This is a genomic window from Mycobacterium sp. TKK-01-0059 (assembly GCF_000709305.1).
In the GTDB taxonomy this organism is placed as follows: Bacteria; Actinomycetota; Actinomycetes; order Mycobacteriales; family Mycobacteriaceae; genus Mycobacterium; species Mycobacterium intracellulare.
In genome coordinates, this window is record NZ_KL446993.1 from 3,561,890 (window position 1) to 3,574,825 (window position 12,936).

The window sequence follows — 12,936 nt, forward strand, 5'->3', positions numbered from 1 at the left end:
CAGGGCGCGATCTCAGGCGGATCGGCTGGCGCGCGCCCGGGCGTGCGCCACCGCCTGATAGTCCTCATACCGAAAATCCCTCATCTGGCGAAGATACTGCGTGGCGAATCCGGGATACATCGACCCGTTGAATCCGTCCTTGGTGAGGTACCAACTGCGGCATCCCGACATCCAGGTCGTCCTGGTCAGCCGGCGCTGGAGATCCTCGTTGTGGCGCCGCTGGACCTGTTCGCGGACATCGAGATAGCGCAGGTCCTCGTCGAGGATGGTGGTGATGCCGCGTACCACGTAGTCCAGCTGGCCCTCGATGTAGACCAGCAGCGAGTTGTGCCCCGGCCCGGAGTTGGGGCCGGTCATGACGAACAGGTTCGGATACCCGTGCACGTTGATGCTCTTGTAAGCCTGTGCGCCGTCGGCCCATTCGGCGGCCAGCGAGCGCCCACCGAGTCCGGTCACGGCGAAAGGCGGACCGGTCAGATGCACGTCGTAGCCGGTGGCGAACACGATGCAATCGAGGCGGTGCTCGATGCCATCACTGGTGCGGATGCCCGCCGGGCTCAACGTGGCGATCGGCCAGTCGATGAGCTTGCAGTTGTCCCGTTGCAGCGCCGGGTAGTAGTCGCTGGAGACCAGCATGCGCTTGCACCCCGGCCTGAAGTCGGGCGTCAGCTGGCGCCGCAGCCACGGATCCTTCACCTGAGCGCGCAGGTGGGCCCGCCCCAGCCGGGCGACCAACGACGTCAGCGGCGTGTCCCACACCAGCGCCGTGGCGCTGGCTTCATGCCCCCAGTACAGCGTCTGGCGCGCAAGCTGTTGGGTGGCAGGAACTTTGGCGAACAAGGCTTGCACGGCAGGTGGGGTGGCGACGTCCAAGCGCGGCAGCACCCAGCATGGGGTGCGCTGGAAAACCTTGACGAATTCGGCGCGTTTGACCAGCTCGGGGATGATCTGGATGGCGCTGGCACCGGTCCCGATGACCGCGACGCGCTTGCCCGCGAAGTCGTAATCGTGATCCCAGCGGGCGCTGTGGATCTTGTGCCCCTGGTAGCTGTCGAGGCCGCGGATGTCGGGGAAGCTGACGTCGGACAGGGGACCGGAAGCCAGCACGACGGTGCGGGCGCGAAATTTCTTGCGGTTCTTGGTGGTGGCGGTCCAGACGCCGGCGTCCTCGTCGAAGGACAAGCCCTTGACCTCGTGGCCGAACCTGATGCGGTTGCGGATGTCGAAGCGGTCCGCCATGTCCTCGAGGTGGCGATAGATTTCCGGGGCGGGGGAGTAGGTTCGCGACCAGGTCGGATTTTTGACGAATGAGTAGGAGTACAGCAGCGACGGGACGTCGCAGCTGGCACCCGGATATGTTGTGTCGCGCCAGGTTCCGCCGACGCGGTCCGCGCGCTCGAGTATCACGATGTCATCGACTCCGGCTTCGGCCAACCGGATTGCCGCGCCCAGTCCGGTGAAGCCGGCTCCGATGATGAGCGCCGCATGGGCGCCGTTGTTGTTCGCCATGCTCATGCCGCCGGCTCGTGGGTGAGTTCTCTGACCCACGTCGGTACCGACGGTAGCAGCGGCCGCGGATACCGGTCGGAAAGCCATACCATCGAATTCGCCAGCAGGTGGTACGGGTGGCGTGGATTCGTGACCACTCCGGCGTAGCGCCTTAGGAACCGGTAAGTCGGTACCCGGCTGGTGCGATCGCCGCGGTCGCCAAGCTCTCTAAAGCGTTTCACGGCCCGGTAAAGCCGCTCGGGCTCCATGCCCATGGCGATGATCTCGTTGCGGATCCTGTTGATCAGCGGTGCACCCATGATCGCACCGATGATGAGACCCGGAGTGGCATTGTGACCGACGAAGTCGATCAGCAACCGCCGGATCTTCGCGTGCCCGATCATGTCGAGAACTTCGAAATCGACGACCAGGTGGCGCGATTCGTCGTTGTTGATCTTCTCGAAGACCTGGTGACAAACGGGATCGTGCACCTCGTCGAGGAGGAATTTCAACAGGGCGCCGTCCAGCGCGACTTCGAGCATCGGGATGACGGTGCCGAGCAGAGACAGCGGCATGTCGTCGGCCCAGCGGTCCAGCCAGTCGATGGCCAGTCGGATGTTCACGTTCGGCTCGGGAATCTCACCGTCGGTGAGCATGCCCCAGCGCTTCATCAGCGCCAGTTCGGCGTTGGCGTGGCGCTGCTCCTCGGCGTGGAAGTAGCGGTAGATCTCGGCGATGGTCGGTGTGGGTGCCTTCTTGGCCAGCGCCGCAAAGCCCCTGGCGCCGATGTTCTCGATCCAGCACAGGTCGGCCATGAACGCCTTGAGCTGCGGCCGCTGTTCGTCACTGATCAGTTCGGCGCCGGGCGCGTCCCAGTCGATATCGGCGAGCGCCCACTGCCGGTCTTTGATCTTGGCGAGCATGGCTTCCATGTCGATGGCCATCGCGAGCTCCTTTGCGCGTCGGGTGTTCAGGGCAGGTTGATGCGGGAGAGCAGGCCGGCCGTGCGCGTATAGGCCTGCGGGGCCAGGCGTTTGATGTTCCAGCCCACCTTGGCGTCGAACTGCGGCATGCAGTACAGGTCGCCGTGGTCGTGTGCGTCCAGGCAGGTCCGCGCGACTTTCTCCGCGGATAATCCGGTCCAGCGCATCAATTTGGCGGCCAGTTCGCTGGATTGTTCGCTGATGCGGCCGGAGTCGAGAATGTTGGTCTTGACGAAGGTCGGGCACAGCACGGTGACCCGCACCGGGCTTCCGGCGAGTTCGGCGGCCAGGGTTTCCGATAGTGAAAGGACGCCGGCCTTACTGACGTTGTAGGCGGCCATACCCGGGGCGGCGCCGAATGCCGCCGCGGAGGCCACGTTGATGATGCCCCGCGGCGCGCGGGACGGTTCGGCGTCCCGCAGGATCGGGGTGAACACGTGACAGCCGTGAATCGGGCCCCACAGGTTGATGCCGAGGGTCCACGCCCAGTCGTCCAGCGGCGCATCGCCGATCGCGGCGCCGCCGGCACCGACACCGGCGTTGTTGATCACCAACGTGGGCGGCCCCGCGAACCAAGCCTGCGACTGTTCGGCCAGTGCCTGCACCTCGTCGAATCGTGATACGTCGCAACGGATCGCGATGGCCTTGCCGCCGTGGGCGGTGACCGCGTCGACCGTGCGTTGGGCCGCACTTTCGTCGATGTCGCTGCACACGACCGAGCCGCCGCGACGGCCTAGTTCGACGGCGAAGGCGGCGCCGATGCCGCTGCCGGCGCCGGTCACCACCGCCGACGCGTTGCGGCTGATTTTGGGCTTATTGAGTCCGAACATCGTCAGCGGGCCTCCTCGGCCAGGGCGCGAGCGTCCTGCAGGGCGTGGGCAATGAACCGCGCGACATAGGCCATGGCCTTGGCGGCCTCGGGGGTCATCCGCGGCAACGCCTGGAAGACGTGCACCTGATGCGGCCAGATCTGCAATTCGCATCTGCCCCCGGCCGTTTGGATGTCGATCGCGAGTTGGCGCGCGTCCTCTTGCAGCATCTCGGCGCCGCCGGCCTGGATCAGGGTGGGCGGAAGCGCGGGGCCGTTGGCGACGTGAAGCGTCAGCCGCTGGTGGGTGGGGTCGATGCCGCTGTGGTAGAGCCCGACCAACCGCACCGCGTTCGCCGCGCTGGTGGCGGGGTCGGGGCGAATCCGTTCCCGCGCCAGCGCCAGTTCGAATGTGAGGTCGTACAAAGGAGAGAACAACACCATGGCGGCGGGGTGCTCGACGCCGGGTTGCAGCAGCAGATCGACGGACAGGTGGCCGCCCGCCGAATCCCCGGCGATCACAATGTGTTTCGGCTGTAGGCCGCACGTGTCGACCAGCCAGTCCCAGCCCGCGCGGACATCGTCGGCCGCGGTGGGGAAGCGATGCTTTGGGGCGAGTCGGTAGTCGATGCAGAACACCGGAAGGCCGGTCAAGGACGAAAGCCAGGATGTCAACCGGCGGTGCGTCTTTGGCGAACACACGGCGTACCCGCTGCCGTGCACGTAGTAGATGGCTCCCGCGGTGGTCGATGAGCGCTCGGTTTCGCTGGTGGGGGTGCGCGGCCCGTAGACCCATTCCCCTTTGACGCGGCGGCCGTCGGGCAGCCTGGTGTCGACCGGTTCGACGCGGGTGCCCGCGAGCGAGGGTCCAAAGGTGCCCATGATCCGGGCGATGATCTGACGCGAGAGCCACAGCCCCCAAGCCCGCTCGGGCGGGATCACGCTGGTGATCGGCCGCAGGGTGTATCCACTTATCGCTGCCGCGCCGCGGGACCGCAATGACCCGCGAGCCGGAACGCCGCCCGTCATGCCATGCAGTCAATACCAAATGGTGACATTAGTCAATGGCAGCTTTGAGGTGCTTCGACCTCGGTCCTGACAACTGAATCCTGGCTGGACGTAGACTCTCCAGTTATGAACAAGGTTACGAGAGTCTTGTTTGCGTTGTTGCTCGGCTTCGCCGTCTCAACAACGTCGGTGAGCTGCGTACCTCCCTATTGCCCGCTCACCGGCGGCCCGGCCGTCATCTGCTAGTCGCCTGGGCGCTGACGGGTGAAATGCCCGCCGCGCGGATAAGCCACCGCTCGGCAACTCGTGGCTGGCGTTCGGCACCGCAGCAACGGTCGTATTGGTGAATCAGGTTGGGCGGTCAGAGATCTGGGACCTCAGGCGCGAAGCGCATGTTTGAGTTTGGTCCGGCGCACCGGGGTTACCGCGGTCGCGGTCAATGGTTTGCGTCTTGCTGTGGTAACCGCGCGAGCGAAGCGGTCGTCGACGTCGATGACCGCCCTCGTGTGACGGCCGCGGCGAGATTGGGAGGAGCCCGCTTGGGGGTTCCGCCACGGACGTGAGAGAAGCGCGTCCGCCATTTCGATGAGAATTCTGCAACCTCGCAGGTGAAAAGTTCAACATCCGCCACCCGCAATGAGATCTGCTGGGAGGCGATCGGTGTGCCGCGTCGGCCTTAGGGGATGGTTGCGGGAACTCTGATCACCGAGCCGCCGCCCACCGATGCCATGTCCTGCTGCTGCAAGCGGCAGCACGCGACGCAACGCTATTCGAACGCGATGACGCCGCGAATGTTCTTGCCGGCGCGCAGGTCTCGCATCGCCTCGTTGATGTCGTCAAGCTTGTATTTCTGCGTGACCAGCTCGTCGAGCTTGATCAGGCCCGCCTCGTACATCGCCAGCAGTTTCGGCATGGCCTCGCGCGGGTTCATCTCTCCGTAGAGCACGCCTTTGAACGTCTTGCATGAGCTGACCATGTCGGTGAGGACGATCGGCACCATCAGGTCGGTGATCTTGGGCATCCCGGTCAGTACACAGGTTCCGCCCTTGCGCAACAACATCATCGCCGTCATTATCATGTCCGCGGGCACGACCCCGGGTGTGAGAACAACCCGGTCGGCCATCACGCCCCAGGTGATCTCCTTGACCAGATCCAGCGCGGCACCGATGTCGACGGCGGTATGCGTGGCGCCGAATGTCGGCGCGACCTCGCGCTTGAACTCGTTGGGGTCCACGGCGACGATGTGCTTGGCGCCGGCCACTTTCGCGCCCTGCACGGCGTTCATGCCGATGCCGCCGACACCCACCACGACGACGGTATCGCCGGCTTCGGTACCCGCTGCCACCGATCCCGACCCGAATCCCGTTGTCACCCCGCAAGAGACCAGCGAGGCGGCGTCGAGGGGAATCCAGTCGTGGACTTTGACCAGCGAGCGCTCGGAGGCCACCACGTACTCGGAAAACGTGCCGACCTGCATCATGGCCATCAGGTCCTCGTCGCCGAGGTGGCGCCGGCGGGTGCCGTCGGTGGTCATCGCCTTGCTGTAGATGTCGGCGCCCACGTCGCACAGGTAGGTGTAGCCGCTGGCACACCATCGACAGTTGCCGCAGGCGGGCAGAAACGAAATCGCCACGTGGTCACCGGGCTTCAGCGTCTTCACGCCTGGGCCTACCGCCTCGACGACCCCGGAGCCCTCGTGCCCGCCGAGCATGGGGAACCATTCCGGCACCGGGAGTCCGGACGCCCGCATCATCTCTTCCATCTCGGCGGTTGGCACACTGTCACCGGTATAGAAGTGCTCATCGGAGTGACAGATCCCCGCATACGCCATTTTGACCAGCACCTCGCCCGCGTGCGGTGGGTCGAGTTCTACGTCGGTGACTTCCCAGTCCTCACCGACACCGCGCAGGACTGCTGCCTTGGATTTCATCGCGCATCTTTCGCTAGGGGCCGGTCAGGAAGCCGGCCAGCCGACAGTCTTTGTCTCGGTGAAGATCTCGAGTCCCTCGATGCCGCATTGCCGGCCCACGCCCGACTGCTTGTACCCGCCGAATGGTGCGTCTGCGCCGTACCAGAGTCCGCCGTTGATGCCGAGCGTGCCGGTTCTGATCCGACTCGCCACGGATTTGGCGCGGTCGAGGTCGTTGGCGAATACCACCCCCGACAGGCCGTAGATCGAGTCGTTGGCGATCCGCACGGCGTCGTCGTCGCCGTCGAATCCGATGACCGAGAGCACGGGCCCGAAGATCTCCTCCTGCGCGATCGTCATCTTGTTGTCGACATTGGCGAACACGGTCGGCTCGACGAAATAGCCCTTCGGCAGGTGCTTGGGCACCCCGCCGCCGGTGGCCACGCGGGCGCCTTCCTGCTTGCCCGTCTCGATGTATCCGAGGACCCGCTCGTGTTGCTTCTTGGAGACCAGCGGCCCTTGCAGTACCGAGGGATCGGTGGGATCGCCGTATTTGTTCTTTTCCATCGCGGCCTTGACGATTTCAACCGCTTCGTCGTACCGCGAGTTCGGCACCAGCAGGCGGGTGGGCATTGCGCAGCCCTGCCCGGCATGCATGCAGATGAAGGCGCTGCCGCCGACCGCGCCGCCGATGTCACCGTCTTCGTCCAAGACGAGGTAGACGGACTTGCCGCCGAGTTCGAGAAAGGTGGGTTTGACCGTCTCGGCAGCGGCGGCCATGATGCGCCTGCCGGTGGCCGTCGAACCGGTGAACGCCACCATGTCGACCAACGGTGACGTCGAAATCACCTCCCCGACAAGGTGATCAGAGGAGGGCACGATGTTGATCACGCCGGGTGGGATGTCGGTGTGTTCGGCGATGATGCGGCCGATCCTGGTGGCGTTCCAGGGCGTATCCGGGGCGGGCTTGAGCACGCAGGTGTTGCCCATCGCCAGGATGGGGCCGATTTTGTTGAGGATGATCTCGAAAGGGAAGTTCCACGGGGTGATGACACCGACGACACCGACCGGCTCTTTCCAGACCTCGCGGGCGGTGAGGCTGCCCATGCCGAACGCGTCCTTGTCGGGAAGCACACGCTTCCAGGCGAATTCGTCGATCATATCGGCGGGCCAGGTCAACGCCTCGTTGAGGGGCACGTCGAGCTGTGGCCCGTACGTGGACAACACCGGGCAGCCCACCTCGGCGACGAGTTCGGTGCGCAGCTCCTCACGTTCCGCCTCGAGCGCCGCCTGCAATTGCCGGAGTCCGGCGGCGCGCGCATCGCCGCTGCGCGACCATTCGGTGTTGTCGAACGCATTCCGCGCCGCGGCGATGGCGCGTTCCATGTCGGCGCGGGTTCCGTCGCTGGTGGCGCCGAGGACCTCTTCCGTCGCCGGGTTGATGTTGTCGAACTGTCGTCCGGTCTCCGACTCGACGAGCTTGCCGTCGATGAGCATTCGCGATTCGTGATTCACCATTGCCGGAGTTCCTTCACTGCGTCGGAGGCGCGCGGGGCGAGCGTGAGGGAGGGGATGAAACTGCTGTTGCCGCACCGGATGACGGAATGGACGACTTCGGTGAGATGTTCGGCGTCGACGAGACCGCCCAGCATGTACTTGTTTTCCATCCAGAACTTGATCGCCGATTCCAGAGCGTCTGGGTCCCAGCTTTTGTTGAACTCGGTTTGCGCGTCACCGCTGCCGCCGAGGCTGTCCCCCACCGCCAGACGGGTGAAGCCAATCTCCGGATGTTCGATGCGCCAGGCCTCGACGAGCTTGTCCAGCGCCCCCTTGGTCACCGCGTACGCGCCGAGCAACGGCCACGGGGTGGTGTAGGAGGCGCTGAGCGACGACAGGTACACGGCCGAGCCCGCCGATGCCGCCAGGTGCGGCGCGGCGGCCGCGGTGACCAGCGAGGCCCCGGTGACATTGGTGGCGAACAACTGCGCCCACTGTTCCGCGGTCATCTCGCGCAGTGGCGCCAGCACTCCCATACCGGTCGTGTACACCAGGGCGTCGAGACCGCCGAGCGCGTCGATCACCTCGGACATGGCCTTCTGGCACGCGTCGGTCGCGGTGACGTCACACGCGACGGCCACCGCGCCGTTGCCGGCGTCCTTGGCGGCCTCGACCAACCTGTCGTATCGGCGCGCCAGCAGCGCGACATGGGCGCCGCGGTGCGCCAGTCCGGTGCCGATGCAGCGGCCGAGACCGGCGGAGGCGCCGACGACCGCGACTCGCAAAGGTGGCTGTCCCGTGTCAGCCATTGTCAGACATCGAGTTTCGCGCTGACGGAGCCGAGGGTCGCGCCCGCGGTCCGTTCGAACCGGCCGTGGTCGAAGCTGCGGATCTCAACGTTGTGGTCACCGACCGCGGCGCGCAGGGCGCCCACGGTGCACTGCTGGCGGGTTCGGTGCTCGAATGGGTCGAACGAATACCACCGGCAGGCATTCTCGTAGGTGATCTTGTTGACTTCGTCGTCGGGCAGTCCGGCCATGACGAGCGCGAGCTCCTCGGCGGCCGTGGGCCACGACGAGTCGGAGTGCGGATAGTCGCATTCCCACGCGATGTTGTCGATGCCGACGTCGTGGCGCAGCTTGACACCGATCGGGTCGGCGATGAAACAGGTCAGGAAGCGCTCCCGGAAAACCTCGCTGGGCAGCCGGTCACCGAAATCCTGGCCCGTCCACAGGTGGTGCATCTCGTACGTGCGGTCGAGCCGGTCGACGAAATACGGGATCCACCCGGTGCCGCCCTCCGAGAGGGCGAACCGGACGTCGGGGAACTCCTTGATGACGCGCGACCACAGCAGGTCGGCGGCCGCCGAGCAGACGTTCATCGGTTGCAGCGTGATCATGACGTCGATGGGGGCGTTGTCCGCGGTCATCGTGATCTTGCCCGAGGACCCCAAGTGGACCGAGAGCACCGTATTGGTGTCCGAGAGCGCGCGCCACATGGGATCCCAGTACTCGTCGTGGAAGCTCGGGAAGCCGAGGGTGGCGGGGTTCTCGGTGAAGGTTACTGAGTGACAACCCTTCTCGGCATTGCGCCGGATCTCCTTGGCGCACAACTGCGGATCCCACAGGACGGGCAATCCCATGGGCAGGAACCGTCCGGGATAGGAGCCGCACCACTCGTCGATGTGCCAGTCGTTGTACGCCTGGGTGACGGCAAGGGCGAGGTCTTTATCGGGATGCGTGGCGAACAAGCGGCCCGCGAAACCGGGGAAGGACGGAAAGCACATCGACCCGAGCACACCGCCGGCGTCCATGTCCCTGACCCGCTCATGGATGTCGTAGCACCCCGGCCGCATCTCATCGAAGGCGGTGGGCTCGATGCCGTACTCCTCGCGCGGGCGGCCCGCCACCGCGTTGAGGCCGATGTTGGGGATGATCGCGCCGTTGAAGGTCCAGACCTCCGAGCCGTCGGCTTGCCGGATCACCCGCGGCGCCTCGTCGGCGTACTTGTCCGCGACCCTGCCCTCGAACAAGTTCGGCGGCTCCACAAGATGGTCGTCGACGCTCACCAAGATCATGTCTTCGGGCTGCATGGGTCTCCTAGTGCAGATGTTGAGAGCGAGGGTATCAGGTTGTAGAGGAGCAATATTCAATTGTGGAAATGTACGTTTTCACGACGGCCGCGTTCGGCCAGGGCTTGGGACAGGATGTTCACCGCCGCAATACTTTTCGGGGCTCGACGGCGAAGGAAAGCAGCAGCCGGTCGAGGACCTTGGCCGCCCGGCGGCGCGCCGTGGCCGGATTGGCGGCGTGCGCCACCAGCAGCGAGGCCTCCTCGAGCGCGGCGACGAGCATGTGCGTCAGCTCCCCGACGGGCTGGTCGTCGATGATGCCCGCCGCGATCGCCTCGCGGACCACGTCGTTGATGAGGGCGATGCTGTTGCCCTCCTGGATTTCGCGCAGCGTCTGCCAGCCCAGCACCACCGGACCGTCGACGAGGATCACCCGCTGGACGGCGGGCTCGGTTGCCGCTTCGAGAAACCCGTGCAGACCGATCGTGAGCCGCTCCCACGGGTCGACGCCGGGCGGGGGAGAGGCGATGGACCGAAGCGTGAGGTCGTTCTCGACGTCCTCGAACACGGCGCGAAACAGCTCGGCCTTGTCCTTGAAGTGGTGATAGAAGGCGCCGCGCGTGCCGACGCCCGACTTGGCCACGAGGTCGCCGATGCTGGTGTTGAAGAATCCCCGTTCCACGAACAGTTCCCGGCCCGCCTCGATCAGGTCGCGCCGCGTCTGCTCGCCGCGCGCGCGTCGATCGTCGTCCGCTCCACCGCGCTGCGCCATGCCGACGATCGTAGCAACATTCATCGTGAATGTTGAGTGGCGGGGCTCCGCCGGCGTCGGTGCACGACACCGCGCGGCGGCGGGACCCCTGGTTTCAACCTCCATCCTGTATGTTGCCGGCTATGGCAGACGAGGTTCGCGCATACGGTTCGGTCGCACCGCTGAAAGTCGGCGTGCTCAACGACTATCCGACGTCCGGCGACACCGACAACGACACCGTCGCCGCACTGCGGCTGGTAATGGACGAAGCCCATGCCTCCGGGCTGCTCGACCGGCCGATCGAACTCGTCATACGCAACGTGGTGGGCTTGCCGAACGGCACCTACCTCGCGGTCGAACGGGCCTTCGACGAGCTCGTCGCGGAAGGCTGCCTGGCGATCTTCGGCCCTTGGGTATCGGACAACGTGGTGCCGCTGCGTTCCCACGTCGAGGCCACCGCGCGGGTTCCGATCCTCACCCTGTCGGGATCGGAGGGGGCGCTCGGCGAGTGGTGCTTCGCGCTGAACAACGGCTCGATGCCCGAGGAACCGGTCATGCTGGCCGCGGTGATGATCGGCGACGCTCGGTCGCGCATCGCCATTGCCTACGAGTCGTCGCTCATCGGCAAGGAGTATCTCGCCTTCGCCCAAAGGGCCTACGATGCCGCGGGTTTGAACGTCGTTGCGACCGAGGCGATTCCCCAGGTCGAGGCCGACAAGTCCAAGACGGTCGCCGCGTTGCGCGCGTCGGAACCCGACGCGCTGGTGCACGTCGGGTTCGGGCATGGTCTGTGGGGCTTCACGGATGCGCTGCGCGCCGCGGGCTGGGATCCGCCGCGATACACGACGACGGCGTTCGAAATGGCCCACATCAGCGCGGAGTGGATGCGGCACCTGTCCGGATGGATCGGCCTGGACAGCTACGACGAGCGCAACACCGTCGGGCAGGCCTTCCTCGACCGCTTCGAGGCGCGATACGGTCGCCGGCCGGGGCACTCGATGCCCGGCCTGTCGCACGACGCGGCCACGGTGATCGTGCGGGGCCTGGCCGCGGCGCGGCCGCTGACCGGTGAGGGCGTGAAGAACGGGATGGAGCAGGTGAAGCTCGTCCCGTCGGCCAGCGGCGCACCGGGAACGTTCCTGCGGTTCGGCCGGTTCATCCGGCAGGGCTGGCTGGGGTCCGACTACCTCATCGCCCGAAGGGTCCTGCCCGACGGCAGCGCGCACGTTTTCCACGCGGCGCCCAGCGACCACATCGCCCGCGCGGTCGCTCGCGCCTCAAGCTAGTTGGATCGCGCTGAACACCGGTGCGGTCACGATGCCGGGTGGTTGGGCCAGCACGTACGGAATGGCGCGTACCGCGCCCATCGCGATCATGAGGTGACCGGGCATGGCGTGCTGGCCCGAGGGCGCCACGCCGTCGAGGCCCACGTCGAGCTGGAGTTCGAAGCTGGGCTCACCTTTGATGACCGCACGGATCAGCGGGGCCTTCTCGCCGGGCGCCAGCGGCGCCATGCCCCACTGGGGAAGGTCGCGGGTGAGCACCCACTCTTCGTGAATCGCCAGCAGCGGGCGGCCGGACCAGTGGCCGACCCACGAGAACCGCTGCCCGACAACCGTTCCCGCCTCGATCGTGCCGGCGGGGACCTCGATGTCGTGCGGCAGTGTAGTGGCGTCGATCGTTACGTCGATGTGGGACAGGGTGATCCCGAGGACATCGGCCGTGGCATTGAGGGCCTGGCGGTAGGCCATGTCGAGCTTCTTGATGATCGGGGAGTCAATGCTGACGTCTTCCGGCGGCCTCCCCATCCCCATCAGGTCGATGAGCATCGGCCGACTGTCCACGGCTGAAACGTCGGTGGCCTCGTAGAGGTCGATGCGGTCGATGGTCTTACTCAGCCCCGTCACGGTCGCGACGAGCCGCTCGAACATGAAACCGGGGTTCTCGCCCGCCGCGTGAAATCGTGACCCGCCCTGTCGGCACGCCGCGGCGAACGCGGATTCGGTTTCTTCGCCATAGGTGGGTAGGTGGTTGTACGACGTCGTGGTGATGACGGTGCTGCCGGCCGCGAGCAGGCGGCAGATGTCCGCGGCGTTCGTCTCGACGGTGTGGGCCTTGCTGGCCGCGTGCACGACGACATCGGCGCCCAGGGCGATGATCGCGTCTTTGTCCGCGGTCGCGATCACGCCCGTCGTCGGTGGTAGCCCGCAGAGCGCGCCCGCGTCGAGACCGGCCTTCGCCGGGTCGTACACCAGCACGCCGACCAGTTGATAATGCGGATTCTCGATCAGCTCCTGCAGCGCGGCCCGGCCGACGGCGCCGGTTGCCCATTGCACGACTCGAATGACCAATCGAATGCTCCAGGTTGCGCTTTCGGATTCTCGCGAGGTTCTGGTTCCTTCAACCTACATCATGTAGGTT

At 65.9% G+C, this 12,936-nt stretch carries 11 protein-coding genes; 1 reads left to right on the top strand and 10 read right to left on the bottom strand.

Translation table 11 applies throughout. The annotated features are described in order from the left end of the window. Positions 1–12: 12 nt before the first annotated feature. The 9 genes from K883_RS16950 to K883_RS16990 all read right to left on the bottom strand — a co-directional run bounded on the left by K883_RS16950 (position 13) and on the right by K883_RS16990 (position 10,536). Entirely contained in the window at positions 13–1,515 is a 1,503-nt protein-coding gene (locus tag K883_RS16950; RefSeq protein ID WP_009956564.1) for a flavin-containing monooxygenase, read from the bottom strand. Further along, positions 1,512–2,432 (bottom strand): hypothetical protein, encoded by a 921-nt coding sequence (locus K883_RS16955; protein ID WP_014711150.1) that lies wholly within the window; start codon positions 2,430–2,432, stop codon positions 1,512–1,514. The genes K883_RS16950 and K883_RS16955 overlap by 4 nt, the downstream gene beginning before the upstream one ends. 26 nt (positions 2,433–2,458) lie before the next feature. Next, positions 2,459–3,301 carry an SDR family NAD(P)-dependent oxidoreductase gene (locus K883_RS16960; RefSeq protein ID WP_014711151.1) on the bottom strand — a complete coding sequence of 281 codons (843 nt, stop codon included), beginning with the start codon at positions 3,299–3,301 and terminating at the stop codon, positions 2,459–2,461. A 2-nt stretch (positions 3,302–3,303) separates the two neighbouring features. Continuing rightward, on the bottom strand, positions 3,304–4,308 hold the full coding sequence (locus K883_RS16965; RefSeq protein WP_020822109.1) for an alpha/beta hydrolase: 1,005 nt from the start codon (positions 4,306–4,308) through the stop codon (positions 3,304–3,306). Between the two features lie 745 nt (positions 4,309–5,053). Then, a complete protein-coding gene (locus tag K883_RS16970; protein ID WP_008255327.1) occupies positions 5,054–6,217 on the bottom strand; it encodes an NDMA-dependent alcohol dehydrogenase in 1,164 nt (387 codons plus the stop codon). Between the two features lie 24 nt (positions 6,218–6,241). Continuing rightward, positions 6,242–7,714: an aldehyde dehydrogenase family protein gene (locus K883_RS16975; protein WP_008255330.1), complete on the bottom strand. Its 1,473-nt coding sequence runs from the start codon at positions 7,712–7,714 to the stop codon at positions 6,242–6,244. Continuing rightward, entirely contained in the window at positions 7,708–8,502 is a 795-nt protein-coding gene (locus tag K883_RS16980) for an SDR family oxidoreductase (protein ID WP_036428705.1), read from the bottom strand. Before K883_RS16980 ends, K883_RS16975 begins: the two co-directional genes overlap by 7 nt. A 2-nt stretch (positions 8,503–8,504) precedes the next feature. After that, positions 8,505–9,785, bottom strand: coding sequence for an amidohydrolase family protein (locus tag K883_RS16985; RefSeq protein ID WP_020822111.1), 1,281 nt, complete (start codon positions 9,783–9,785; stop codon positions 8,505–8,507). Between the two features lie 118 nt (positions 9,786–9,903). Then, positions 9,904–10,536, bottom strand: a complete 633-nt coding sequence (locus K883_RS16990; protein ID WP_008255339.1) for a TetR/AcrR family transcriptional regulator — start codon at positions 10,534–10,536, stop codon at positions 9,904–9,906. Between the two features lie 122 nt (positions 10,537–10,658). Between K883_RS16990 and K883_RS16995 the strand changes: the two genes are divergently transcribed. Then, on the top strand, positions 10,659–11,801 hold the full coding sequence (locus K883_RS16995; protein ID WP_020822113.1) for an ABC transporter substrate-binding protein: 1,143 nt from the start codon (positions 10,659–10,661) through the stop codon (positions 11,799–11,801). Here K883_RS16995 and K883_RS17000 read toward each other — a convergent pair. Further along, entirely contained in the window at positions 11,793–12,851 is a 1,059-nt protein-coding gene (locus K883_RS17000) for an NAD(P)H-dependent amine dehydrogenase family protein (RefSeq protein ID WP_036455033.1), read from the bottom strand. The two genes, K883_RS16995 and K883_RS17000, sit on opposite strands and share 9 nt — an antisense overlap. Positions 12,852–12,936: the final 85 nt, after the last annotated feature.

Coding starts and splice junctions, on each gene's coding strand:
- K883_RS16950 (WP_009956564.1), bottom strand. CDS start 1,515: ATGAGCATGGCGAACAACAACGGCGCCCATGCGGCGCTCATCATCGGA.
- K883_RS16955 (WP_014711150.1), bottom strand. CDS start 2,432: ATGGCCATCGACATGGAAGCCATGCTCGCCAAGATCAAAGACCGGCAG.
- K883_RS16960 (WP_014711151.1), bottom strand. CDS start 3,301: ATGTTCGGACTCAATAAGCCCAAAATCAGCCGCAACGCGTCGGCGGTG.
- K883_RS16985 (WP_020822111.1), bottom strand. CDS start 9,785: ATGCAGCCCGAAGACATGATCTTGGTGAGCGTCGACGACCATCTTGTG.
- K883_RS16970 (WP_008255327.1), bottom strand. CDS start 6,217: ATGAAATCCAAGGCAGCAGTCCTGCGCGGTGTCGGTGAGGACTGGGAA.
- K883_RS16990 (WP_008255339.1), bottom strand. CDS start 10,536: ATGGCGCAGCGCGGTGGAGCGGACGACGATCGACGCGCGCGCGGCGAG.
- K883_RS16995 (WP_020822113.1), top strand. CDS start 10,659: ATGGCAGACGAGGTTCGCGCATACGGTTCGGTCGCACCGCTGAAAGTC.
- K883_RS16965 (WP_020822109.1), bottom strand. CDS start 4,308: ATGACGGGCGGCGTTCCGGCTCGCGGGTCATTGCGGTCCCGCGGCGCG.
- K883_RS16975 (WP_008255330.1), bottom strand. CDS start 7,714: ATGGTGAATCACGAATCGCGAATGCTCATCGACGGCAAGCTCGTCGAG.
- K883_RS16980 (WP_036428705.1), bottom strand. CDS start 8,502: ATGGCTGACACGGGACAGCCACCTTTGCGAGTCGCGGTCGTCGGCGCC.